Source organism: Enterococcus sp. DIV1337a (assembly GCF_051712285.1).
Lineage (GTDB): Bacteria > Bacillota > Bacilli > Lactobacillales > Enterococcaceae > Enterococcus > Enterococcus faecalis.
In genome coordinates this window covers 562,558-588,103 of record NZ_JBIOOP010000001.1, presented here as the reverse complement: position 1 = coordinate 588,103, position 25,546 = coordinate 562,558, and the positions used below count along the sequence as shown (strand labels likewise).

Sequence of the window (25,546 nt, the reverse complement as noted above, 5' to 3'; positions counted from 1 at the left end):
CTTATTTCTCCTTTGTGTCCATAATTTCTTGTAATCGTTGCACGATTTTGTTCATTTCTTCTTGATTGACAGAACGAATGTCAAATTCAATGATGCCATTGTTGGCTTGATATTCTCGCGTATAAATAGCTGGACTTTCTGCTTTTAAGGCTTGGATGACTTCCTTGGCAGTTTTTCTGCCGTCCACTTTGACACTGGCGCGATAAATGTCTCGACCAGCGCCATCTTGGACAATTTTAGCGGTTAAATCTGACAAGTTGTTGATGGCTTCAACAAACGGTTTTAAGCGCTCTTGCATCGAAGCCCCTGATTCACTGCCATGCGCCAAGTATTCTTCCACTGCTTGCGTAAAGCCTAGGATATTGTCTTTGCCAATTTTCATTGCTCGACCAATGCCTTTGCCTTGCAGGCGCACCCAGTCAATGTATTCTTTTTTCCCGACCACTAAACCAGCACTTGGCCCTTCAATGGCTTTGGCGCCGCTGTAAATCACCAAATCAGCGCCTGCTTCAGTGTATTTGAAAAGATCTTCTTCTGCTGCCGCGTCAACAATCAGCGGCACCTTGTGGCGTTGCGCCACTTTGGCCGCTTCGGCCACCGTCAGCATACTTTTTTGCACGGTATGATGGCTTTTGATGTATAGAATGGCCGCTGTTTTTTCAGAAATCATCATTTCCACGTGTTCTGGACTGCACATGTTGGCGTAGCCAGCTTCCACTACTTGGCCACCACCTTGCGCTACCATGACTTCTACAGGCGTGCCGTAGTCCACGTTGTGCCCTTTAGGTAAAACAATCTCTCGCTGTTCAATTTTTTCTGTATAGGGATGATACGCGTGGTACAAGCTGCCTTTTCCAATCAAGGCAGCCACCGATTGGGCAATCCCTGCCGAAGCCGAGGAAACGATTTGGGCATCTTCTACCTTCAACAAGTTGGCTAAAAAGGCCCCTGTTTGCACACTAAGTTCACTCATTTCAAAGAAATGTTCGCCGCCGAATCGTTGAGCCGCGAGGACTACCTCCGAAACTTTGGAGACACCTAGAATGGTCATTTTTCCAGAAGCGTTGATAACTTCTTTTAAGTGAAATTTTTCGTAACTAATTGTCATAGATTTGTCCTCCAATAATTGTTTTGATTGGGCGAATTTGCTCTTTGGCTACTCGTGTCAATCCATTAGAATCAGTCAATGTTTTTTCTTCTGCTTGAATCGTAAAAATCGTTAAATCAGCATCTTTACCTATTTCTAATGTGCCTTTTTGAGCTAAATGGAAATTCTCAGCAGGAGCCTTGGTTACCTTTTCAATAATTTCTGGCCAATCATAGCCGACCACACGGAGTTTTTCCATCGTTGTGGCTAAATCATAAACAGGACCATTTTCTCGGTTACGGATGTAGATATCTGTGCTAATTGATGCAGCTTTCATTCCCTCGTGCAACGCTGTTTCAGCTACGTGAAAATTGAAACTATCCGTACCATGCCCGATATCAAAGACGACCCCTTTGTTGTAAGCTTGCCAAGCGAAATCTTTTATTTTATCCGTTGCTTGGTCTAAGATGCCATTTTCTTTCCCATTAAAACAATGGGTTAGGACATCCCCTTTTTCCATCAAGGCTAAAATTTCATCTAAATGAGGCGGTGCTGATCCAATGTGAACCATTAAGGGAATTTCTTGGTTCTCTTGCTGAATCTGTTTGGCCAATTCTAAAGGCGTAATGCCGTTAGCGCCAATAACGGTCCTACTCATACGGGCTTTAATCCCTACAACAAAATCTGGTAATTCTTGAATCGCTTTTTTGACTAAACCCGCTTTCACTTTACTTAAATCTGCGAGTTCGTCCTGAGCAACGATGCCCCATTTAGAAATATTAACTAATCCAAAAACATTTGTTTTTGCTTGTTGTGCTAAGTCATAAAATTCATGAATGTTTTCAGCGCCTGTTGTCCCAGCATCAATCACTGTCGTAACTCCCTTTTTGACCCCAATTTCATCTGGATAATCATAATAAAGAGCCATTTTTTCAAAACAATGAACATGATCATCTATCCAGCCTGCGGATACATAAGTACCTGGTTCTAAGTGGATAGTTTCTTTTGCAGAACCTGAAATAGTTGTTGCAACAGCAGCTATTTTTTTCTTTCTAATTGCAATTTCAACAGGCATACCATCTACTGTCTGTCCATTTTTTATAAGTAAATCGTAGTCCATATTCTTCCCTACTTTTCTATAAATCTAAATTTTGTCCAAGGCTTAATGAATTCTAATAATACAAGTTCTTCTTCTATAATACGCCCTACTCGATTTTTGCGTGAGTCTTGATGTGGTTCTAAAACGACTTGTAATTCATTTTTGTATTTTCCAAATGCATCATTTCCCACAACAACATCTCCAGGTTGTAGCATTGCTTGATTATCATGTGGGGGATTAGCTTCATTTTTATATTTTTTACGCACTTCAGTGGAACGAATCATCTGCTGAGTGATATCTCCACGGCGAAAATGTTGATTTTTTGTTACGATTTCTTTTTCAATTTCAGAAGTCGCTTCTTCAAAAACAATGGTCAATTCTGTTTGATAACGATTCAACTGACCCAATGCTTCTAATTCTTCGTTGGAAGCATAAGCATTTCCAATAACAACATCATCAATTAAATTTGTTGCAAATAAATGTTTAGCTTGAACAGTGACTGGCAACTGTCTATGCATTTCTAAAGTAGGTAGACCATCATTCACATCCCAAGGACCAATTTCACCTACCTGTGATGAAATAAAAGCAGCTGTCCGAATCCCTTCCTTTTTAAAGCGGATGCTACATTTTTCAAAGAAATCATACGGCAATGCAGTTCCCGCTTGTGGATAAAAGTTATGACAACCATATAAGAAAGGTCGATTCGCTTCGTACGTTAAAATGTTATCAAGATAAGCAACATCATTACTCATATTCAGCTCAATAGCCACGCCGAATGGATTAAACGTCAACATGGCTTCTTTATTTCCATCAAAACCTGTATCCAACCGAATCCCATCAGCTCCTAATTCGCTAAAAAAAGTCAAATCATCATATGAAATGTCCAATTCATCAAAGATACTTGGAACGACATCTAAAATTGTTTCAAATCCTAAATTTTTCGCATAACTAATTAATTCTTTAAATTTTTTCTGAACCGCTTCTTTGCCATCGGTCACTTCTAACATACTCATAAAAATTCGAGTAAACCCACATTCGCTGGCTTTTTTTAAATACGCTTTATCTTGATTGATATCACTATGATCTGGATAAACTGATACACCTAATGCTCTTTTCATCTTCGTTCTCACACTCCGCTATTTTCAAATTTATTTCGAAATTTCCAAGCAATCACCGAGCTACACAGGATTGTTGTAGAGCCAACGAGCAATACTGGTTGATTTAGAAATCCGCCAATTATCATGGAAAGAGTAATACAAACTGCCGTAAAAACCAACGTCTTTACTAAACCAAGTTGATAAACAACAGTATGCAACTGCCCTTTTTCTATAATAATTTGACTAACGATAAAAAAGAAAATGAACCAAATAATCATCTTATACGCTCCTGACTTTCTTCTCTGACTTAGAAGGGGCAGGATATTCATATCAGAACACCCGCCCTAACATTTTTTAATTTTTCGCTGCTTGTTCAGCTGCTAATTCTTCTGCTTCTTTATCCAATTGTTGTTTTTCATAAACTTTGAAAAATGGATAGTAGATAGCCATTGTAATTAAGAAGTTAACAATCACTAATACTGCGGCCGAAAAACTCCAATTGGTACTCATCCAAGCAGCAATTGGTGCTGGAATTGCAAACGCTAAGCGTGCAGCCATCATCGGAATTATATTAGCGACTGTTAAGAAATAAGATAACGTTGTTGTAATTAACGGTGCCACGATAAACGGAATACCTAAAATAGGATTCATTACGATAGGCGTTCCGAAAATAACTGGTTCATTAATATTAAACAAGCCTGGTAAGAACGATAAACGGCCAAGACTTTTCAGATACGTTGATTTAGAAAACATCATTAAAACAACTAAAGAAAGCGTAGTTCCAGCGCCACCAATCCAGATAAACCATTGTAAAAACTGTTCTGTAAAAATATTAGGTAACTGATGAACATTTGCACCATTGGTAAAAGCTTCAAGGTTTTCTGCAATCGACATATCCCAGAAAGGACGAATAACTGGGCCCATAATCGCTGGACCATGAATCCCTAAAACCCAGAAGAAACAGATTAAGAAGACTGTTAGTAATCCGCCAAATAAACTGTTACCAGCAAGGATACCTTTAAGTGGCATTAATAACGTACTCAAGAAACCATTCAAATCAAAACCAATTACGTGGCGAATAACCCAGAATAATAAAAGAATAACTGCTCCTGGAATTAACGCAATAAATGAATTTGACACTTCAGGCGGTACACCATCTGGCATCTTAATCATAATATCTTTTTCAATAAAGAAGCGATAAATTTCAACAGATAACAACGCTGTTACAATCGCACCAAATAAAGAAGCTGAACCTAAATTTGCTAAATTAATATAGCGCCCTGCTGTAATGACGTTGTCAACATCTTCAAAGACACGTGTTGGTGGTGCTGCTGTTACTAAAAAGGCCATTAATGCTAAAATTCCGCACGTCAAAGAGTCAAGCTTATAACTTTTGGCCAATGATGAAGCAATCCCAAATGTTGCATAAAGTGCAAGTAATCCCATCGTATAGCGGGAAGGAATATCTAAAATTGCTTGATACGGTTCAATCAATTTTGTGTATGCCTCAATTGGAATATTTTGAAAAATTGTAAAGAATGAGCCCACAATTGTTAAAGGCATCGTTGCAATTAATCCTTTTCTAATCGCTGTCATATGGCGTTGCGAACCAAATTTATTCGCAATCGGCATTAACTTAACTTCCATCCACTGTACAAAACCATTCATCTGTTAATTCCTCCGTTCAACTAATAAAAATAATAATTATTTCGCATTCATAATAACATAGTAACATTATAATGTAAACGCTTATTCGTATTCGTGACAGAGAAAGTGCAAAACAAAAGGCTTTTTCTTATTATAAAGAAACTGGGAATATTGCACCAAAAATCATTGCGCCTAAAATTGCACCACCAGCAATTGGTTTTTTCCAAATGTAAAAACCTAAAGCTCCTAATGTGGCACCAATCCCAATAGGAATTGAAGCACCCGCCGCACTCAAAATAATTAACGGTCCTAAGAAACGTCCGGAGGCATTACCAGCACCCATCATCACATCCGCACCAAAAGTGGAGTTTCCTTGATTGATGGTAAACTTCCGAATCAACACAATCACGCCACCAACTGCTAATCCTAGTATCGCACCCGTTAAAAGTGCTAAGCCGAAGTTTTCTACAGGCGCTTTAATTCCCATGCTGAGGAAAATTGCAGGTACACCAATCCCGAGCCCCGTTAAAATTGAGCCACCTAAATCTAAAATCCCGACTAAGGAACCTTCTAAAATTCGTGCAAACAGGAAACTTGCACCAAATGCTGCGGCAGCGCCATAAGAACCACCATCTAAACCAGCTTTTAGCATCGCGACAATTGAAACTTCATTGAACGCGCCCACGCCATAAACTACATACATATGTGTTCCTGCAAAAATTGCCGCTGACATAATCCCGACTAAAATGGGAAAGCCCCAGTCAGCATACCAAAAACTTTTGCCTGTTAAACCTTCTTGAATTTCTTGTTCTTGCTGTGCCCATTCATTTTTTTCTTGCTGTTCCATCTATGAGACCTCCTTTTTTCTATTTAACGGTGAAAACATTGTGTAAATTATTTAACCATTGAGGAATCGACAAGCGGAAACTTTCGATCATTTCTAAGTCGAAACCTCGGAAGAAGCCACTTAAAATAAATAATAAGATAATGGCACCAAGCATGCCGCGTGTCATTCGGGTCCACCCTAAATCATCGACACCTTTACCGATTAAGATCCCTAATACAACTCCTGGAACAGCATTGCCCATGACTAATTGAGATAATCCGCCAAATAACGTTCCCCAGAAACCCGTCCGTTTTCCTGCATCTAAAGCCGCTAGCCAGAATAACACGGGCATCACAGTATTGATTAAAATCGTTGCTGCAGGTACCAACACCGCAACTGCTGTTACTTGAAGCGATTCTGGAATTGCTGCAGCCGTACTATTTAAGAATGTCACAGTCGCCATCCCTACAAAGGCCCCGACAATCCCCATTTTTTGGGGATTATGCATCGTTTTAGTGACATCTTTATCCTTTACCAATAAAATTGCTGCAGCCCAGTTAGGTACAATCCGGTGGGTTACATCTTGTGTAAAGGCCCCTGCTCCGACGGCTGAAGCCCAAGCATTAAAGAAAAAACCTAAACCAAAAGAAAAGTGTGATGCTGGATCTCCTTGTGCCGCGTTCATTTCTCCTAATGTTCTAAATGCCCCTAGCCCTTGCGTTTGTGGTGCATGAAACATCCGAGCAGCGCCTGCGCCAGCTGCAAAACCTAGTAAACCACCAATAAGCAATGACTTCAGCAAAATGATTACAAATTCCATTCCTTCTTCCTCCCTTTATACGCCTCTTTTTGAAAGAAACGGAACTACTACTGCGTTCGGTTCTTTAATTGTTTCCGTTAAAAAATCAACTTCTTCGACTGCAATGGCTTGGATTTCCACTTCTACAGCTAGTTCGACATGATAAATCACTCTCTTTCTAGGAAAGAAGAAGAACAGAAATTTTTCTGTATAAACTTGTTCTTTTGCCTGACGAATAGTTACTTCTTTCGGTTCAATCCGGATGAGGACCTCTGTTGTTTCTTTTAATACTTTTTTTGAAACATCATTCAATGCACTTGCAAAAGCTTCATTCTTCTTATTACCTTTTCCAGAAACAATCACGGTTTGTGTTGACCGTTTTGTGGCATCCATAATTACCGCTCCTTTCTAAGTTACTACTTTCTATGCTCCGTGTTTCTTAATAAATGCTTCAGTTACTCGTTTACCAAGTTCTTCCTGATCCATAAAACCAAATCCAAGAACAGTTTTCCCATCGTTAATTGCTGTTACCCCTTCTTCGATTGATCGCATGCCATGTCTTTCGGGATACCCGTATTTAGTAGCAGCTGTTAACGCCCCTGCACCACCACTGCCACAGAAAGAAATGCCTAAATCTGCCTTTTCTTGTTGCATCACATCGCCTAAACGCATATCTGCACCCATTCCTGGAACAACAACCGCGCGTCCACCGGCTTGCTCCACTCCTTTTGCAACATTTTGTCCTTTTCCTAAACGATCTGCGATAACTACTGTAATCATAACTTTTCCTCCTATTAATTGTTTTGTTTAGCAACTTCAAAATGAACAGCTAAAACATACCACTCATCTTCTGATAACTGACCAATTGCTTCTGTTGTTTCTTGTGCAATTTTCAACGTTTCTGGTGTTAGTTCCGTAAATAACGTCCGATCAACACCAGCTAATGTCGTTCCTTCTCTTGAACGATTCAACATCTCACTAAGATGGTTAATCAAAATCGTCCACTGTAATTCCGTTGGTTCAATTTGTGCTTCTGCTAATCGCGCGCTGGTTTGTTTGATAATCGATTGGAGCTTTTCTGGTTCAGCACTTTGTCGAATGATCTCCTGTGCTTCCATTGCTAGTTCCATCCTCTTCCTCCTTTGGTTGTTCTAAATAATTAAGTAATGCTGAAATTTCAGCATGATTGACAGGTAACTCATTTTTAGCAAATAAACATTCAATTTGCCGAATTTCTTCTTGACTTTCATGGAATACTTCTCTATTACAAGGGATCTCTTCGTATTGTTTATTAAACGTAATCCGATGTGTCATTAATAAAACGTGAAGTAAAAAGGCTTCTTGATATTCGCTCAGTAACTTTGTTTGAAACATTCGTTTTAACTCTTCATAAATAATATACGCTTTTACTAATAAATCTTGGCTTTGTATCCGTTCATTTTTTTCAATTACATCAGATTTCGTGGAACGAGCGGTACCTTTGCCTTGACGTTTCCCTAATAAAATTTTATCGACCTCTTCCCGAATCAAACTTAAGTCTGTGTCCGTCAACAATGGACTAACTTTAATAAATGGGTATGTCATTTCTTCAATTGGGAAAATACTCAATACCAAATCAGGCTTTTCTGCTTGAATCACTTCAGTTGCATTTAAAACAGAAGCAAATCCCGCGAGTTCAACGTTTGGTACTTCCTCTAAAATTTTTTGTTCAATTAAACTGGTCACACCTAAGCCCGTCGAGCAAACATACACAATCCTAACAACTTTAGCTTCCTGCTGTTGTCGTTCCTGAGCTGCCAAAAAATGCAACGCAATATATGCGCAGAAAGAATCGTTGACTAACAAAACAGAACGTTGAATTAATTGTTTACAGGCACATTGAATAGCTAAAAATAACGCTGGATGTTTTCCTTTGATTTCTTCAGAAAACGGATTGTATTCATTGATAAATAAATGTTTCTTAGTAAAACGTAAGGACAGGTGCGCAAACAAGTTCGTAAATAATTGGCGATCATTTACAAAAGGATAATTCAGCTCTTTTGAAACGCTTTCAATCACTTGTTTTGTTAATTGAACCATATCTTGCCGTTGATGGGTTCCGAATAAATCACTATAAATATAAAAATATTCATCCGCTAATAAAGGCAAGTCATACCGTTCAAACACCTCTTGTAAAAGTAAAAGTGGTACTTCGTTCCGTTGTTCAAAGCGTGTTTTTTGCGATAACACTCGGTAAGTCCCAATTGTATGCGCCATCTGCATACGTGCTGCGGCAATTGCCACTCTCAACGTAATAGATAATATTTCGGCATAATCAAATTGATTTTGATCGAGTGGATTAATTAAATTTCGCATTTTTTTCAATGCACTACGATAACAACCTTGAAATAATGTCCCTGACCCAAATTTAATTTTAGGGATTTTTTCAGCCCCTTTTGTCTTTGTCACATAGTTCATAATTTGGTAAATATCGTATTCTGTAAGCTCTTTTTGAGTGATAAATTCCATCAGTAAGCGTACATTGCTTTCTTCACCACTAATTGTAAACCCTTGCCGTGCTTGGCGAATTAAGGTTAAATCATATGCTTGCAGCAACCGTTCGACCTGTTCCAAATCACTGACAATCGTGTTTCGGCTCACTAATAATTCATCTGCCAGCTGCTGTGCCGTTAAGTATCCTTTGACTGACAATAGCTGAAAAATCAATACATTGACTCGTCTTTTTTGATCAGGATAGGTTTCAAATCGATCGACATCGATAATTTCATTTTTTAACAGTAAGCGTTTCGAGTCAGGTAAATCTAGCCAGATGCCCTTATTTCGTTTTGAATAAAGTGTCTCATCGTGCTGTTCAAACCAAGCACGAATATCTTCTAAATCATACTTAATTGTTCGAACACTGACAGTAAAGTTCTCAGCTAATTCTTGCGTGGTAATACTCCCTTCCAAATCCAAAAGCATCAATAAAATATTTATCGCTCTTTTGGACAACAACACGGTCATGCCTTGTCACCTCTTTTCTTTTCCCTTTACACTTAAAACTATAGCGTTATTTTATCTGTTCCACAACACAAAAAAGTTGCACTTATAAAAGTGCAACACTTCTCTTTTCATACAAAAAAATCCCTTAACAGTTACTACTGTTAAGGGATACCACACTATTTATTTGCATAAATAGACAGAAACCTTCTCCACAAAAGTATTCTGTCCGACACGTTACAAATCCGGTAACTGATAGCCGTACTATCTGGTGTCGTTGTGTTTGACAATCACTAGCCGTCAAAACGGAATAGCCGAAGCTATCTGATTGAGTCAACTCGTCGCATAAAACACACTTTAACACAGAATAGTTTGGATAGCAAGTGATGGTAATTATTCGTTATCGAACCATTCTTGATAAAAACTTTCAACAATTTTAACGGTTGCTATCGTTAATTCCTTCGTCATTACGGGGCTAGTTAACTTTTTGTCTTGTAAACATTGATTCACATGATTGATTTCATACGTAAATTCACTAGTGAATTGTTCAGACCATTTGACAGTGTTACCTTGAGCATCTGTATAATAAGCACAATCTGTTTTCCAGAAATTAGGAATAACGATTTGCCCTTTTGTCCCACAGATGGTCATTTCACTAGGTATCTTTAAACCAACATTAATAAAAATATTGCCCAGCGTCCCTTCAGCAAATTTCAAAGCTAAATTACATTGACTATCCGTCGCTCCTTGCTGATATGTTGCGGTTCCCGTAACCGCTTGAATCTCTTTCCCTAATACGTATTGTAAGTATTGTAATGGATAACTTCCTGAACCATGAAGCGCTCCACCACCCGCTTCTCTCGAGTAAAACCAGGGAATATGATCCACATTGGGATAGGCAGTAACTGACTGAACCCATAAAATCTCTCCCAATCTCCCTTCTTGAATCGTCGCCTTTACTTTTTGGGTAATTGGTAAAAAGACAGACTTCTGAGCTTCCATTAGAAAAACCCCTTGCTCCTGTGCGATTGCAAAGAGTTCTTCTGCTTCAGCAGCATTTAATGTAAATGGTTTTTCCAATAGGACGGGTTTTCCTTGTGATAACGCAAGCTTAGCTGCTGAGTAATGTCCTTGATTGTAGGTGGGAATATAAATAATATCAATTGTTTCATCCTTACATAACTCTTCATAACTGCCATAAGCCACCGGAATCGCTAATTCTTTAGCCATTTTTTGAGCATTGTCTAAACGCCTTGACGCAATCCCGCGCACTTCAGCTTGCGCACTTTCTCGAAGCCCTGCTACAAATCTTGGGACAATTTGGGCAGTACTCATAATTCCATAACGAATTTTATCCATGTGATCGCCTCCTCTTTCACTATACGAGAAAAACGAATATTTGGAAACTATTTCAATAAAAAAAGAAACCGTTTCCCCAAAACGATTTCTTTATATGTAAATTAACGGATACCAACGCTAACTTTTAAAGCTTGATTGACCTGTTCCATCTCTTCACGAGAAAGTTGACAAACCTTGTGTAGCATTCGTTCTTTATCCAATGTTCGAATTTGTTCTAACAAAATAAGTGATGGTGTCCTGCACTCGTTATGGGGAATTTCGATGAGGACTTGCGTTGGTTGCAGCCGCTTGCTTACGTTACGGGTAATCGGTGCAACAATCAACGTTGGACTAAATAAGTTACCTTTGTTATTTTGAATAATCAGGACAGGTCGAATCCCACCTTGTTCGGAACCAACAACTGGTGAGAGATTCGCATAAAAAACCTCACCTCTTTTTATCATTCAGATTCCCTTCCCTCCTTTTCCTTTAAAAAATTATAGCATATTGTTTCTTGCAATATTTTCAACTTTTTAGCTATCCCTTAAAATATTTGATAAAACCACCCTTTAAAAGTCAAAAAAAAGCTTAAACAGTCGACTCTGATATAGAGACGCCTATTTAAGCTGACTGTTACATTTTTGTTAAAATACTATCCACTTTTGTATTAATTAAATCAATAGCGACGTGGTTTTCGCCACCTTCTGGCACAATAATATCTGCATAACGTTTCGTAGGTTCAATAAATTGGTGATACATGGGCTTCACGACTGTCAAATATTGTTCAATCACAGAATCCAAAGTACGGCCACGTTCTTCCATATCACGCTTGATTCGACGAATAATACGGATGTCATCATCTGTATCCACATACACTTTAATATCCATTAAATCCCTTAAGCGGCGATCTTCTAAAATTAAAATCCCTTCAAGAATAATTACTTCTTTCGGTTCTTGTATCACCGTTTCTGTACTTCTTGTATGCGCAACGTAGTCATAAACTGGCTTTTCAATGGCTTGATAGTTTAACAGTTGTTCAACATGTTGAATCAATAAATCTGTATCAAACGCAAAAGGATGATCATAATTGGTATTTAAACGTTCTTCAAAACTCAAATGGCTCTGATCTTTATAATAAGAATCCTGTTCTAACATCATAATTGAATGATCGGGAAAATTATTAAAAATCGCACGGCTAACACTGGTTTTTCCGCTTCCTGATCCGCCAGTAACACCAATGATAATTGGCTGACTATCTTTCATGTATAAACCTCTTTCTTTTCAAAAACTTCATTGTCTTTTACTATTATAATGAAAACTCTGAAGAATGCCAGACCTTTTCCAAGACTTTTCATGTGATTTTTATCTTCTTATGAAAAATCTGCCCACACTTCTTTCAATTACAGTATACTTATCAATAAAAGGAGAATCCTACCTATGATTAAAAAAGTTAAAAAAGAAGCACTTACAACTGCGCATTACGCCCTTCTTTATGAGGCAGATCCCTCAAAAAAAATGGTGGCAGATTACATTACCCGCGGCATTTGCTTTGACTATCAGACTGAACATCTTCAAGGAATTTTAGTCGTGTTGCCAACTCACCCACGGACATTGGAAATCGTAAACATCGCTGTCTCAGCAGAAAGCCGAGGGCGGGGCATTGGGCAAGAATTATTACATTTTGCCATTGATTTTGCCAAAAAAGAAAAGTATGATTATTTGGAAATTGGGACTGGGAGCACAGGCTTTCAACAGCTATATCTCTATCAAAAAGTCGGTTTTCGGATGACACATATTGAACCAGATTTTTTTATCCATCATTATGATGAGCCTATTACGGAAAACGGTTTACCTTTAAAGGATATGGTTCGCTTACGTTTACACTTAAGTTAAAAAAACAACATTTCCTGCACAGGAAATGTTGTTTTTTTAATGCCCAAGAATTGGTAACAACTCATCTAGCTGTTGAATCGTATAATTGGGTTGAATGGTTGGTGTTGCTGGAGCGGCGGTTGGATTGAGCCAAACCGTTTGAATTTTCGCTTGTTGGCCTCCTTGAATATCTGAATGCAAAGAATCGCCAATAATCATTGTTTTTTCTCGACTAAAATTAGGAATCCGTTCAAAAACAAAATCAAAATACTCTTTCATCGGTTTTTGATAACCCACTTCTTCTGAAACAAAAATATCTTTAAAATAAGGCATTAATTTCGAATCTTCCAACCGACGATACTGTGTTTTTGCCACTCCGTTTGTCACAATATATAAATCATAATGGGGTGCTAATTTTTCCAAAATACGTTGACTATTGCCAAGCAAGTCATGTCCTTGACTTAAATATTCTCGGTAGTTTTCTCCCATTTTAACGCTATCAACTTCTCGATTAAACGCGTCAAACAATAAACCAAACCGTGTATCAAGGAGAACATCTTTTGTTATTTTTCCTTCTTCAAATGAACGCCATAATCCTTGATTAATTCGGTGGTATGTTGACTCGACTTCAGATGTAAATGGTACATTTTCTTCTTCAAATAAGGCATGGAGCGCCTTCTTTTCAGCCAATTTAAAATCTAACAATGTATCATCAACATCAAAAAGCAATGTTTTCATTTCCGTTCCTCTTCTCTTTTCAAATTACTCGGTAACGCTTTGCTTGTTTGTTGTTTTTCAATAAAAAAATAAGGCAATAGCAATTGTAACTCTTCTCTTGTTAATGAACGATAAGCACCTAAAGGTAATTGCGGATCTAGCCGCAACGGCCCCATAGTTTGGCGTTTTAAAGCAGTCACTTTTTTCCCCACGGATAAAAACATTTTTTTCACTTGGTGAAATTTTCCTTCTTGAATAGTTAGGAAAACATGACTCTCCGTTTCAGTCGCTGTAAGAACAGTTATTTTTGCTGGCTTACATTGAATGCCCCCTTGCAAAACAATCCCATCTTTAAATTTAGCACAATCTTCTGCAGAGACCAAACCATTGACTTTTACTTCATAACATTTCGCTACTTCTTTATTTGGCCGAATTAATTGATACCCTAATTGTCCATTATCTGTTAATAGAAGTAACCCTTCCGTATCGCCATCGAGTCTTCCCACTGGATAAAGACCAGGGCGTCTGTCTTGCGGCGCAATCAAATCAATGACTGTTTTTTTAGATGCATCTGAGACAGCGCTCACCACACCTTTTGGCTTATTCAACATATAGTACACATGGGTCTTATGCGAATTTAATTTTCCTTTTACTTTAATCATTTGTAATTGCGCATCGACATTTTGGCTTTCATTTAATGTCACGATGCCATCCACAGTGACCTGCTTGCCTTTGATTAATCGTTTCACTGTTTTGCGTGATCCAAACTGAAGTTCTTCTAGTAATTTATCTAATCGCATTGTTCCGCTCCATTCTGGTATTAGTATAGTAGAATCCGTTAAAGATGAAAAGTAGAAAAAGGTAATTCCTTGACGTATAAAAATATAAGTGTTACGGTTAATAAGTAAAGTAAATAAAGGTTTCTCAAAAACAGCGTAATGACCTGGGAGAGAACAACGATAACAATGAACCATTCCCATGAGTGTTGCCTGGCAATATTTGTGGGGATTTTTTGATTATTGTTAGCATTTTTCTAGACAAGAACAACTGAAAAAAGAGTTTCTTTTTTCCATTATGTTTTGTTTCTGAGTTTAACCAAATCACTCATTATTTCAAGGAGGAATTAGGTTATGTCAGTACAATTAGAAGTTAAAGAAAGAGCTATCCGTCCACGTTCACTAAGAAATCAGCTACGTCACGAAGGGAAAGTACCTGCCATTGTTTACGGTTACCAAATTGAAAGTACACCAATCTATTTTGAAGAAAAAGACTTATCAAAAATTTTACGCGAACATGGTGCTAACACCGTTATTAAAATGACAGTTGATGGCAAAAACATCAACACATTAATGTCAAAAGCACAATTAGATACCTTTACTGGTCAAATGCTTCATGTTGAATTCTTATCTGTAAATATGAAAGAAACAACAGAAGTCGAAGCAGAAGTTCAATTAGTTGGTGAATCTGTAGGTGTGAAAGCTGGGGGCACCTTAGCTCAAAACTTGTACACTGTTTTAGTGGCAGCCACACCAGATAAATTACCAGAATCAATTGAAGTAGATATTACAAATTTAGAAATTGGTGATGCTCTTACAATCGCTGATTTACCTGAACACAAAGACTATGAAATTTTAACTGATCCAGAAGAACAACTAGTTGCTATTGTTGAAGCACAAACTGCTCCTGAAGAAGAAGAAGGAACAGCTGCTGAAACAACTGAACCAGAATTAGCCGAATAAAGAGAACACTTTTGTTCAGCTGATTATCTTAAGTTTTAGAAAGAGGGAGGTACGTTGAAACAACGTACCTCCCTCTTTCTTTTTACTGCATGTCTTGGTTTCTATACATAAACGATGCCCCCAAGTCAGGAAGCTACAGAGGAATATTAAATTTTTGCTAATCTACGCAATATTTTCAAACGAAACAATTTCTTTTTTTTAAATTTGCAGTATACTAAAAGTAAGTAAACAAAAAGGAGGTCATCCATATGTTTGAACGTTTTGATAGTGACCGTAGCCGCTATGCTTCATTAGGTGTTGTTTCTAGCTTACCTAGTGGCTTAATTGATAGTATTTGGTTGATTATTGACTTAAATCTAAAAGGGGTTATCTCTTTAAACGACTTACTTCACTTTGATTTGTTGAACAATAATGGCAAAGTGACTGTCCATTTTTCTCAAGAAAATAGTTCAGTAGAAATGGCCATCGACTTACCATTTAGTTATTCTACGGCATATCCGTCGCGAATTTTTGCTTTTGATGATGGCCATCGTGAAACGATTTTATTACCTGCAGAAATGTTAGAATCTTAAATAATTTCTACAAAGTAGCCTCAAATTCCGATTAAACTGGAATTTGAGGCTACTTTAATTTCTTTGAGTTATTCTACAATAATTTGTTTACTACTTCCTGCGGCATTTTCAAAATTAATAGTAAAGGTTTCTGTTGCATCATCATAAGTGATTCCGTCACTTTGACTAATTACTGTGCTGTAATCTTTTGGTATTTTTAAAGTCAGTGTCTTAGTTGTTTGTGTGGGATCAGAGAAAGTATACGTTTTTTGGTGTTGTTGTGTCTTTCTCATTAAAGAAATAGCTTTATTTGAGGTAATCCCTGCTATTGTACCGCCAGTTTCTGACCAAATATTAACCCCAAGATAGCCTTCTTCTTCTTGCTTAACTGCTTGAATTTCTTCTGTATTTGAGAGAACTTCTACTGTTTTTTTGGCAGCATATGTTTTTAAATCAGTTTCATCGATTCCTGGTAAAACTACATAAGCATAATGCTCGTTCGTTGGGTGTTGACCATGTTGAATCGTAAATGTTCGATAATCACCTACATATTCTTTATCACTTGGGAATGCTTCATTAATTGCTTTATAGGTTCCTTTTCTAGTTTCACTTTTAACATTAACCGTTGTTTCTTCTGGAAAATAATAACCCATATTAGCATTGGAATGATCCGACTTTAGTAATAACCATTGTTTTTTACTCGTTTCATTTTGCTCATGAATTTCCCCAACGTTTGATAGCACTTGATACTGATAGGCATCATTTAACAAACGATTATCAACAATTGTCTCAATCGAAGCTTCTGTATCGCCTTTAATTCTTGCGCCTAATGCGACAATTTGCCCATTTAATACAAACCAAGATTTTTTAGCTTGTAAGTTCATAGGTAAAAGTTTCCCATTATTTTTGGTTCCGTCTTTATTAAGAGCCATCCCTACTACTGCCTGATTTTCTGACGTTACTCCACCAACCCATTGCTCTTTCGATGTGATTGTTGTAAATGCCGAAACTTCATCTGCCAAAGAAATGGTATCGACCGTTGTTCCTGGTAGTCGATAGGGATCTACAGTTGGCCAATAGCTGGAATTAAATTGAACCTCGTCATCATTATATACGTACATCATTCCGTCACCAGTATGCCAGCCACGTTTATTTTCTTTATTCCCTGCTTCAAAAGATGCAGTGCGCTTCGAATACAAGCCTAGCCCAAACATATAACTAGGTGTTCGTTGGACAAATCGATCCATCGAAGCATAAAGTTTCGTGCCTGTAAAAGGAAGTTGCCCTCCCATAATTTCTGGATTAGTTAAAAGTTGCATAGTCATCTGTAAATCATTAAAATCACGAGCATTTGTCAAATAATAATCTGGGTTCTCCTTCATCCAATATTTAACGGCTTCTTGAAATTTCTTTTGATAATTATTAGGAGCAAATTTAGCCACAATTAATAAATTATACATGGTAGTTGAGCCGTAGCCTGTTTTTCCAACTGCTGGGGCTCTTGAGATGGAACGGCCATTCACAGTTGGTAGCATTTCACCTTTATAAATCAAAGGAAGAAAGGCACGATCAACATTTTCAACAAATTCTGTCACAAGAGTTGCATCCATTTGAAAAGATGAATCTGCTGTAATGGCCAAAATTTGTCCAACCCCTTTCACCAATACATTGCCATACGAACCTGTATAAGGAATGTTATTGTGCTGGATAAAAGAACCATCTTGGTAAAAACCATCCCCTTTTGTGACTAATTTAAATACATCGACGATACTACTGGATGCTTGGTTAATTTTCCCGCTGTCCTTTTGTAAAATTCCTAACCCCAAAACAGTTAAAGCTAAGTCCGTTCGGTTTGCTCCTGATGTCACAAAATTTGGGATAAAAGCTAAATCCACAAACGTTCCTTGTGGTTTTGTATACAACTGTTTAAACGGATCTGGGACATAACTGCTCAGCGCATTTGTATAGATTTGTTGCTTTTCTGGAGAAACTTTATCTTCTAAAATCATTAGAATATTAAGAAACTTCTGTGGCACACCAATTTGCCAGTCCCACCAATTTCCATGGTACTTTTTCCCATCATATCCTTTTTGCGTCACCATAAAATCTAAGCCATCAATAATGGTTGCTGCCAATTTGTCATCTTGGTAAAGCGTACTCCCTTTCGTTCCATAGGCTACCGCTAATTTTTGCAATTTGGTAAATTGAGTCGTTAAATCAGCAGATGGCGTATTGCCAGACTCTAGTGGCCATAAATAGCTGCGGTTCGACTCTTTATTCATCGTTTGATCGAGTTCTGTTGCTTCATTGGAGATTTTTTGGACGTAGTTTACAAGCGCTTGGTTAGTTGAATCATACTCTTTTGAAACAAGCTGATTTCGCCACTTTTCTTTTAATTGTCGATATTCTGTAGATGAATCGATAACAGGAATGCTACCGACGGAGCCGCTCTTCATAGAAATGACATTCAGCTTTGATAGATTACCAAATAGCCTAATTCCTACAGCGCCCGTCCAGTCATCATTAATGGACGTACCATCAGGATAATGAACCTCTTCATTTTCATAAAATAATTGATCATTCAGGAATGTCTGAATTTTTTTCTCGTCATAGCGAACCAGCAGTTTATATTGTTGGCCACTTAGTAATGTTGGTCCCGGAATATTAGTTAGCCATTTACCGCCCGGCTGTCCTAATTGCCAGCGACCGTCACGATTATAAGCAAAAGATTGCCATTGACTCGTCTTTTGTTTATCTCCGCGAAAAACCAAGCCGAAGTTACTTTGTCCTTCATATAAAAAGGTTAGTTCAAGATCTCCTGAAGATTGTTCGCTTGCATCAAGATTGATAGAGACAGATTCTAGGTTTGTCCCTTGTTTCGTGTTTGCTATCCATAAACCAGCAGGACCATTCTTTTTTTCTGCTGTTCCCACCAAATCTTGCCAATGCCCAACTTGATTCGGGAAATCTGAAATGTAAGAGGGTTGCTCAAGCGTTTGGCTTGCTTCTTTTTCTTCTGCAAAAGCAAGGGTGGTTCCCATAAGTCCACTCGTCAAAGCAGTAAACAGTCCGACCAGCATTAACCATATTTTTCTGTTTTTCATTCTTTCTCCTCCTAAAAAAAATATTGTAAAACGCTTACATACAAATTAGAGAAAAAGAGTGAAGAAAACTACTTTCTACACTCTCCGACTCTCTGAAAATTACTTAATATACTTTTTACGCCAAAATACCAAAGGCACTCAAAACAATCGATAAAATTAAAATAATCCAAATCACTCGTGTGGAATTTAATTTCTTTTGACCTAACATCCAATAAGTCAAAAGAACAAGTAAGATCGGAACTAAGGAAGGCAAAATCGCATCTAACGTATCTTGAATAACTAATTCGACCCCGTTCTTTTTATAAACAAAAGGAACTGTCGCCTTGATAACTGAAGGAATTAAGGCACCAATCACAGTCACACCAAGAACAGTTGCTGCATTCGTAAAGGCAGATAACTTGTCTTTCAAGGTTGTCACTAGTTTGACCCCCTGCTTATAACCAAGTGGTAAGAGTGCGGCCCGACCAAATAATAATGCAATATTTGCAATAATCCAAATAACACAGCCAACCACGGAGCCATTTTGAGCCAGTGTCCCTGCAACAGAACCAAAAATTGTGCCCCAAATAACATGGAATAAAGAGTCACCCACGCCTGCCAAAGAACCCATCAGAGCTGTTTTTAGCGCAATAATTGTTTCTTTCGCTTTATAGCCATCTTGCTCTTCAATCGCAACATCAATCCCCATAATTAAATTCCCGAAAATAGCATTGGTGTTAAAAAATTGATTGTGTGTGCGCATCATATCTTGAAATTGTGCTTCATCATGACCATAGAATTTTTTTAAGACAGGTAAGATGCCGTATAAATATCCTGAACTCATCATACGTTCATAGTTCCAGTTTAATTGGCTTCCTAAAATATAACGCCAGCTAATTGCATTTAATTCTTTTTTTGTCAGTTTATGCTTACTCATCGCCGTCATATCCTCCTTCAAAATCACCATTTCCTGTGGTTACTTGTGTCGTGCTTTTTGCCCCATCACGTTTAAATACAAGCATCGCTGCTACCAGCCCAACTATCGAAACACCTAACATCGGAACTTTTAAATAAGCCGCTAAGAAAAAGCCTAATAGTAAATAGGGAATATATTGCTTCGTTGGCAAGTAACGTAATAAAATCCCTACACCGACAACAGGTAATACTCCTCCAGCTGTTTTTAAGCCCGTCATTAGCCATTCTGGCATGTTATCGGTAATCGTTGTTACTACAGCATCCCCCGCTAATAACATTAATAAAATCGGAATGGCACGAGACAGTCCCCATAGAACAGAACCAGATAAAACTAAGCGTGGAATCCGTTTTACTTGCATCTTATCAATCGCTTTATCGACACTATGAAGTAAAAAGACATTACAAAAACGGGCCACTACATCTAGTTGCAACATCAACAGAGAAACAGGAACAGCTAAACCAATACCATACTCCGCTCCTTTTCCAGAGATTACAGCGAAAGCGGTTCCTAAAACAGCCCCTGTGAAATAATCAGGTACTGATGCTCCACCAAAAGCAGCAATTCCTAAACGCATTAATTGAAGAGTGCCGCCAACCATTAAACCAGTTTTTAAATCTCCCATAATCATTCCAGAAATCATTCCAGCAATAGCTGGTTGCGTCAACGTATTTGAAATAAGTGAGTCATTAATAGCAATAAACGCATAAAGAGTAATTAAAATAATTTGATACGCTGCTAAATGCATTGAATTTTCCTCCTAAATTTAAAAATATTCTTTCTTAGTCTGTCATTTTTAGCCGCGTAATTTTTTCATAAAATCAACGACTGGATCGTTTGGGACTAATTGGGCTGTCACAGTGACGCCTTTTGAAGCGATTGTTTCAAAAATTTGTTCTTCTTCTGGTAAAACTTGAATACTTTTTGTTACTTCGCGTGCGCCTTCTTTGTAACTCATATTCCCAACATTTACAGTCTTGATAGGTCCTTGCGCTTCGATAAAGCGGAGCACATCTTTCGGATTTTTAAATAATAAAAATAAACGCTGCTTACCATATTTACCTGATTGAATATTTTTAGCGGCAGCTTCTACTCCAAGAACAGATAAACGCATTGAAGAAGGCGCTGCCATTCTCAAAGATGATTTTTGTAAAGGATCTTTAGCCGCCTCATCATTGGCTACAATTATTCGCTGTGTACTAAGACTTGTTGACCAAATTCCCGCTACTTGTCCATGAATTAAGCGTTCATCAATCCGTGTGTTTACAATATTTTCTTTTCCAGCATACTGACTATAGTTACTTAACTCTTTTTCTTTGCTAGCTTCTGAAATCTCTTGTTCTGCTTGATTCATTCCAGCCTTTACATCAACAATATTTTCTTGTGCTAAACAAACTAATTCTTTAATCGAAGCCTGTTGATTGACCACTGCTTCAATCACAACAGAAAGCGTCATCCCTGCAATAATTTCCACTCCGTCAACGTTCAAATAATTCTTAGTTGCCACGTTACATGGCGTTCCGCCAAGTAAATCAGCAATAATCAGTGTCGTACCGTTAAGGGCTTTCATTTTTTCGTTTAGCTCTTTCTCAAATTGAAGATTGTCGCTATCTGGTCGTAATGAGACTGTATGCACGTGTTCTTGCCGACCAACAATCATTTCTAAGCTAACTTTGACGCCTTCAGCCATGCTACCATGACTAATTAGTACAATGTTTTCCACGAATTTCCCTCCCTAAATGTAGATGACTCTACTTAACATGTTATGTTTTCTACGAACTTACTATAACACATACTAAGTTATCCGTAAACCTAATATCTTAATATATTGAATTTATTTTTTTGAATCCTTTAAATAAAAATTGTCTTTCCTCTTTTTCAAAGTGTTTGCTAAAGACTAGTTAACATGTTATGCTTAATTCATTCGATTACTAGAATGGAGGCAATCGCATGTTACCTAAATACGAACAAATCAAACAAGACCTTTTACGTGAAATAAAAAATCATACCTTTATTCCTGGTGATAAATTTTATTCCGAAGCCGATATTAAACGAAAATATGCTGTTAGCTCCATCACAGCTGTCAAAGCACTGAATGAGCTAACCAGTGCAGGTTACTTGTATCGTATCCAAGGAAAAGGGACCTTTGTTTCGAAATCAAAAGTTTCACAAAATGTAAAATTTTCTGATATCGAGTTGCATTCTTTAGACTCTGAAAAAGTTAAAGTCCTTTCAATTGAAGAAGAAAATCAAACTGAAATTTTAAAGGAATTAGGCTTACCAGCTAACGCTTCTTATTATAAAATCAAGCGTGTTCGCTATTCTGAAGATACACCCTTTCTCGTACATATCACACATCTTCCCAAAAAGCTTGTTAAAGAGCCGCTCTCAAAGGACCTCACAGCTTATGCAAGTGTGTATGAACGAGTCCGTAAAGATTTCTCAGTAGACCTCTTCTCGTTGGCTTCTGTAGAAACAAATGAAATTGTCTTTCCCGAAGATGCTGAGTTATTGAATTTACTTCAATTAAGTTTTCGTGAACCCGCTGTTAAACAACTCAAACATTCCTATCTCGCAGATGGTAGTGTTGCTGAATATATTATCAGTTATAAACATTGGAAATATTTCAAAACCAAAATAGAAGTAGAAGCCGAATAAATTTCAGCTTCTACTTCTATTTTTTTAGTCTATGATCACTTGATTCGTAAATTTCAAGTACTCAATGTTAATTCCCTCTGTTTCAAAAATTACTACTTCATTTTGTCCTTGATGTAAAAATTCTTTGGGACAATACAGCGAATGAATTGGTCCCATTTCCCAATAACGACCTAGATGATGACCATTGACCACAACGACTCCTTTGCCGTAGCCTCGACAGTCAATATACGTGTCTGCTAGCTGTTTTAATTCAAATGTTACTTGATAAAACGAAGGCTGCAATGGATTTTTTCCAGCTGTGTAATCAATCTTGGCTAATTGCTCTTGTGAAAAAGTTAAGGGATAGTGTTGATAGCCTTGATGAAAATGAATGTCTTGCATCACTCCACCTCGAATTCCTTTACTTTGTGTCGGATTATTTAATTTAAAGCCATAATTAACGCGACCTAAATTTTCCACTAAAATATCTAACGCAAGTGTGTCTTTTTCAGTTTTTCCTGAAATGAGTAGCTCTTCTCCCACTGTCTCTTGATATTGGGTAGCAGCTAAATCTCCATCTACATAAATGTGTAAACGATCACTGGCCTCAACGACTTTTAGTTTATTTTCATGATGATAATTTTTTAAATCAAACGAATAAAGCAAGTAGCCATAGCCTGAGCCAGCTTCTTCCATACTTAATGGATACGTGGTGGTCTTCGGTGTCATCATTTGATCTTTTACTGCGAATAAAGATACGCTAGCAGTTACTGGAAAGCTTCCTAAATTCCCCAGTTTTTTCGTGCGTGGTTGTGCTTGCCAAACTTCTGGACATACTTCTTTAATTGCTTTTTGAACGGCATAATATTTTTCTGTTGGTTCTCCTGCTTCTGTTAATAAAGCATCATAATCATAGCTTGTGACTTGAGGTAAATCTTTCGCTCCTCGCGCCGAACACCCGTTATAAAAACCGAAATTTGTTCCTCCATGAAACATATAGAGATTTAAAGAACCCACTGTCAGCATGTCTTTTACTTCCTTCGCCAAGTCGGTACCTTCTCGCTGAATCACTGGTTCGCCCCAACGATTGAACCACCCGTCCCAGTATTCCATGCACATCAACGGCCATTTTTTACCATGACGAGTCATAAATTTTTTCAAAACGGCAGCATTTTCTTTCGAATGACTACCAAAATTTCCTGTCACAAAAACATCCTCTTCAATTAACGTGCCCGCATCCAAAACCTCTTCCCAAGCGCCATCAGCTGTAAAAAGAGGAACCTCAATCCCCAGTTCTTCCATTATCTGCTTGGTTTGTCGCAAGTACGCTTTCTCCATGCCATAGGACCCATATTCATTTTCAACCTGCATCATGATCACTGGTCCACCTTGTGTTATTTGTAGAGGTGCTAGTTTAGGCAATAATACTTGAAAATAGTTACGAACTTTAGTCATAAAAATAGGATCTGTCGAACGTAAGCGCACGCCTTTTTCTTTCAAAAGCCATGCGGGTAAGCCACCAAACTCCCATTCTGCACAAATATAAGCCGAAGGACGCAGAATAACTAGTAAATTCAGTTTTTCTGCCAAGCGGACAAATGCTTCAATGTTTTTCATTCCTTCAAAATCGTATACGCCTTCTTCTGGTTCATGAATATTCCAAGGAATGTAGGTTTCTACTGTATTAGCCCCTAAAGCTTTCAGATTATAGAGGCTATCTTCCCATTGTCTAGGTGTCATTCGAAAGTAATGAATCGCCCCGCTAATAATTTTTATTGGTTGTCCATTTAATAAAAAGTCTTCTTTAATCTCAAACGTTTGCATCATTTTTCCCCTTTACCAGTATCTTTGCCATGATGGTTTTGCTAAACGCATTAAGGCTTCCATGTAAAAATAATCGCCCCATAAGTTGGGTTCATCAATCCCTTTTCCTTCTGCATGTGCGTAAACACCATGGAGTAGCAGTCCTTCATTTTCGGGATCATTTTGCGTACGATAATATTCTCCTAATTGATAAATCATTCCTTTGGCAAGCTCATTCGCTTGAGGAAAAGCCTGTAGTTTGTCTGCTTCCAATAAACCACATGCTGCAATTGCCAGTGCCGAGCTATCTTTGTCAGATGGCATTTGGTCATTAAAATCAAAATCCCAATAAGGAATTAAATCTGCTGGCAAATGAGCTAGAAAAACCTCCACTATTTGTGGATACATTTCTGGAAATGGTTGGGAATGGAGAAATGTTTCGTTTAGGGGAATCCCTAAAATTGCCCAACTTTGACCCCGTGCCCAAATCGAAGTATCACTATGTCCTTGATGCGTAGCCCCATGTTTTGGTCGACCAGTTTCTGGATCAAAATAATAGGTATGATAAGTTGTCGCATCGGATTTAATCACTGTTTTCATTAACGTATGATAGTGACGTGAGGCAATTTCCTCATACACGCTATTTCCAGATAATTTAGTTGCTTCAAATAAAAGCGGTAAATTCATTAATGAATCGATAATTAATCGATATTCTTTGGGATCACCGTAACGGCCCCACGCTTGAATGAAGGAGCCATTTTCTTGGAATCGTGCTGACAATACTTCAGCGGCAGCGATCACTTCTTGTTTACAGCGCTCATCACCGGTAATTTTATACCCAGCACCCGCTGATAGACTATATAAAAAACCAATGTCATGGTGGTCCAAAACAAAATGCTCCTCTAACCGTTGTTGAAAGCTGTCAATATTTTCCATTGCCAGTAAACGAAATTTTTCTTGGTGAGACCACTCATATGCCAGCCAAAGCATGCCTGTCCAAAAGCCATTGGTCCAGTCATCGTTAGCTTTAAGACGATATCGACCATTCGTAGCACAAGCTGAAGGAAATTGTGTTCCGAAACGCTGCATATTTTTAGCAATTTTTGAAACGCATTCATTTAATTGCGTTTGAATCCATTCATTTGTGACTTTTTCTCCTAAAGAGATTAATCTTTGTTTATTTTCTTGACTACACATCTCCATCACTCCTTAACTTGTTAACATATTAACTTATTGTATTATAACGTAAAAGAAAATAAAAAGCGACCTTTCTTGATTATTTCTCTTAAAAACAAAATA

Annotated in this window: 26 protein-coding genes; 4 read left to right on the top strand and 22 right to left on the bottom strand. The window is 37.8% G+C overall.

Going from position 1 to position 25,546, the window contains the following annotated elements; all coding sequences use genetic code 11:
- Position 1 precedes the first annotated feature (1 nt).
- The 14 genes from IGL49_RS02880 to udk form a co-directional block, all read right to left on the bottom strand.
- Positions 2-1,108 carry a DgaE family pyridoxal phosphate-dependent ammonia lyase gene (locus IGL49_RS02880; protein ID WP_104854232.1) on the bottom strand — a complete coding sequence of 369 codons (1,107 nt, stop codon included), beginning with the start codon at positions 1,106-1,108 and terminating at the stop codon, positions 2-4.
- The gene (locus tag IGL49_RS02875) at positions 1,098-2,207 is read right to left on the bottom strand and encodes an amidohydrolase/deacetylase family metallohydrolase (protein ID WP_104854233.1); all 1,110 of its coding nucleotides are present in this window, start codon (positions 2,205-2,207) and stop codon (positions 1,098-1,100) included. The genes IGL49_RS02880 and IGL49_RS02875 overlap by 11 nt, the downstream gene beginning before the upstream one ends.
- Before the next feature lie 8 nt (positions 2,208-2,215).
- Positions 2,216-3,304, bottom strand: a complete 1,089-nt coding sequence (locus IGL49_RS02870; RefSeq protein WP_104854234.1) for a DUF871 domain-containing protein — start codon at positions 3,302-3,304, stop codon at positions 2,216-2,218.
- 8 nt (positions 3,305-3,312) lie between these two features.
- Positions 3,313-3,612, bottom strand: a complete 300-nt coding sequence (locus IGL49_RS02865) for a hypothetical protein (RefSeq protein ID WP_164982898.1) — start codon at positions 3,610-3,612, stop codon at positions 3,313-3,315.
- 25 nt (positions 3,613-3,637) lie between these two features.
- The gene (locus tag IGL49_RS02860; protein ID WP_002358780.1) at positions 3,638-4,951 is read right to left on the bottom strand and encodes a PTS sugar transporter subunit IIC; all 1,314 of its coding nucleotides are present in this window, start codon (positions 4,949-4,951) and stop codon (positions 3,638-3,640) included.
- 130 nt (positions 4,952-5,081) lie between these two features.
- Positions 5,082-5,777 (bottom strand): DUF4310 family protein, encoded by a 696-nt coding sequence (locus tag IGL49_RS02855; protein WP_104854236.1) that lies wholly within the window; start codon positions 5,775-5,777, stop codon positions 5,082-5,084.
- A gap of 19 nt (positions 5,778-5,796) precedes the next feature.
- Complete coding sequence (locus IGL49_RS02850) at positions 5,797-6,576, bottom strand: DUF4311 domain-containing protein (protein ID WP_104854237.1); 780 nt, start codon at positions 6,574-6,576, stop codon at positions 5,797-5,799.
- Between the two features lie 15 nt (positions 6,577-6,591).
- Complete coding sequence (locus IGL49_RS02845; protein ID WP_002355708.1) at positions 6,592-6,948, bottom strand: DUF4312 family protein; 357 nt, start codon at positions 6,946-6,948, stop codon at positions 6,592-6,594.
- 30 nt (positions 6,949-6,978) lie between these two features.
- The gene (locus IGL49_RS02840; RefSeq protein WP_002355707.1) at positions 6,979-7,335 is read right to left on the bottom strand and encodes a glycine-rich SFCGS family protein; all 357 of its coding nucleotides are present in this window, start codon (positions 7,333-7,335) and stop codon (positions 6,979-6,981) included.
- 14 nt (positions 7,336-7,349) lie between these two features.
- The gene (locus IGL49_RS02835) at positions 7,350-7,673 is read right to left on the bottom strand and encodes a PRD domain-containing protein (RefSeq protein WP_164982921.1); all 324 of its coding nucleotides are present in this window, start codon (positions 7,671-7,673) and stop codon (positions 7,350-7,352) included.
- Positions 7,639-9,558, bottom strand: a complete 1,920-nt coding sequence (locus IGL49_RS02830; RefSeq protein WP_104854239.1) for a BglG family transcription antiterminator — start codon at positions 9,556-9,558, stop codon at positions 7,639-7,641. The genes IGL49_RS02835 and IGL49_RS02830 overlap by 35 nt, the downstream gene beginning before the upstream one ends.
- A gap of 369 nt (positions 9,559-9,927) precedes the next feature.
- A complete protein-coding gene (locus IGL49_RS02825; protein ID WP_104854240.1) occupies positions 9,928-10,893 on the bottom strand; it encodes a Gfo/Idh/MocA family protein in 966 nt (321 codons plus the stop codon).
- Between the two features lie 101 nt (positions 10,894-10,994).
- On the bottom strand, positions 10,995-11,336 hold the full coding sequence (locus tag IGL49_RS02820; protein WP_002355703.1) for a type II toxin-antitoxin system PemK/MazF family toxin: 342 nt from the start codon (positions 11,334-11,336) through the stop codon (positions 10,995-10,997).
- Between the two features lie 169 nt (positions 11,337-11,505).
- The gene (udk, locus tag IGL49_RS02815; protein ID WP_002355702.1) at positions 11,506-12,135 is read right to left on the bottom strand and encodes a uridine kinase; all 630 of its coding nucleotides are present in this window, start codon (positions 12,133-12,135) and stop codon (positions 11,506-11,508) included.
- Between the two features lie 174 nt (positions 12,136-12,309).
- Between udk and IGL49_RS02810 the strand changes: the two genes are divergently transcribed.
- Positions 12,310-12,765 carry a GNAT family N-acetyltransferase gene (locus IGL49_RS02810; protein WP_104854241.1) on the top strand — a complete coding sequence of 152 codons (456 nt, stop codon included), beginning with the start codon at positions 12,310-12,312 and terminating at the stop codon, positions 12,763-12,765.
- Positions 12,766-12,801: 36 nt separating this feature from the next.
- Here the strand turns inward: IGL49_RS02810 and IGL49_RS02805 are convergent, their stop codons facing one another.
- Positions 12,802-13,482 carry a YjjG family noncanonical pyrimidine nucleotidase gene (locus tag IGL49_RS02805; RefSeq protein WP_104855248.1) on the bottom strand — a complete coding sequence of 227 codons (681 nt, stop codon included), beginning with the start codon at positions 13,480-13,482 and terminating at the stop codon, positions 12,802-12,804.
- Complete coding sequence (locus tag IGL49_RS02800; RefSeq protein ID WP_104858735.1) at positions 13,479-14,261, bottom strand: pseudouridine synthase; 783 nt, start codon at positions 14,259-14,261, stop codon at positions 13,479-13,481. The genes IGL49_RS02805 and IGL49_RS02800 overlap by 4 nt, the downstream gene beginning before the upstream one ends.
- Positions 14,262-14,591: 330 nt before the next feature.
- Here IGL49_RS02800 and IGL49_RS02795 point away from each other — a divergent pair, with 330 nt between their 5' ends.
- Together IGL49_RS02795 and IGL49_RS02790 are read left to right on the top strand one after the other, a co-directional pair.
- Positions 14,592-15,200: a 50S ribosomal protein L25/general stress protein Ctc gene (locus IGL49_RS02795; protein ID WP_104855250.1), complete on the top strand. Its 609-nt coding sequence runs from the start codon at positions 14,592-14,594 to the stop codon at positions 15,198-15,200.
- 248 nt (positions 15,201-15,448) lie between these two features.
- Entirely contained in the window at positions 15,449-15,772 is a 324-nt protein-coding gene (locus tag IGL49_RS02790; protein ID WP_104855251.1) for a DUF960 domain-containing protein, read from the top strand.
- A gap of 68 nt (positions 15,773-15,840) precedes the next feature.
- Here the strand turns inward: IGL49_RS02790 and IGL49_RS02785 are convergent, their stop codons facing one another.
- From IGL49_RS02785 to IGL49_RS02770, 4 genes are all read right to left on the bottom strand, one after another.
- Complete coding sequence (locus IGL49_RS02785) at positions 15,841-18,855, bottom strand: polysaccharide lyase 8 family protein (RefSeq protein ID WP_104855252.1); 3,015 nt, start codon at positions 18,853-18,855, stop codon at positions 15,841-15,843.
- A gap of 115 nt (positions 18,856-18,970) precedes the next feature.
- A complete protein-coding gene (locus tag IGL49_RS02780; protein ID WP_002383066.1) occupies positions 18,971-19,771 on the bottom strand; it encodes a PTS system mannose/fructose/sorbose family transporter subunit IID in 801 nt (266 codons plus the stop codon).
- A complete protein-coding gene (locus tag IGL49_RS02775; RefSeq protein WP_104855253.1) occupies positions 19,764-20,555 on the bottom strand; it encodes a PTS mannose/fructose/sorbose/N-acetylgalactosamine transporter subunit IIC in 792 nt (263 codons plus the stop codon). Before IGL49_RS02775 ends, IGL49_RS02780 begins: the two co-directional genes overlap by 8 nt.
- A 48-nt stretch (positions 20,556-20,603) precedes the next feature.
- Positions 20,604-21,497, bottom strand: coding sequence for a PTS mannose/fructose/sorbose transporter subunit IIAB (locus IGL49_RS02770; protein WP_241690078.1), 894 nt, complete (start codon positions 21,495-21,497; stop codon positions 20,604-20,606).
- 260 nt (positions 21,498-21,757) lie between these two features.
- Here IGL49_RS02770 and IGL49_RS02765 point away from each other — a divergent pair, with 260 nt between their 5' ends.
- Complete coding sequence (locus IGL49_RS02765) at positions 21,758-22,465, top strand: GntR family transcriptional regulator (RefSeq protein ID WP_104855255.1); 708 nt, start codon at positions 21,758-21,760, stop codon at positions 22,463-22,465.
- A gap of 24 nt (positions 22,466-22,489) precedes the next feature.
- Here IGL49_RS02765 and IGL49_RS02760 read toward each other — a convergent pair whose 3' ends face one another.
- On the bottom strand, positions 22,490-24,268 hold the full coding sequence (locus IGL49_RS02760) for a glycoside hydrolase family 35 protein (protein ID WP_104855256.1): 1,779 nt from the start codon (positions 24,266-24,268) through the stop codon (positions 22,490-22,492).
- A 12-nt stretch (positions 24,269-24,280) separates the two neighbouring features.
- Positions 24,281-25,444: a glycoside hydrolase family 88 protein gene (locus tag IGL49_RS02755; protein WP_104855257.1), complete on the bottom strand. Its 1,164-nt coding sequence runs from the start codon at positions 25,442-25,444 to the stop codon at positions 24,281-24,283.
- Between the last annotated feature and the right edge of the window lie 102 nt (positions 25,445-25,546).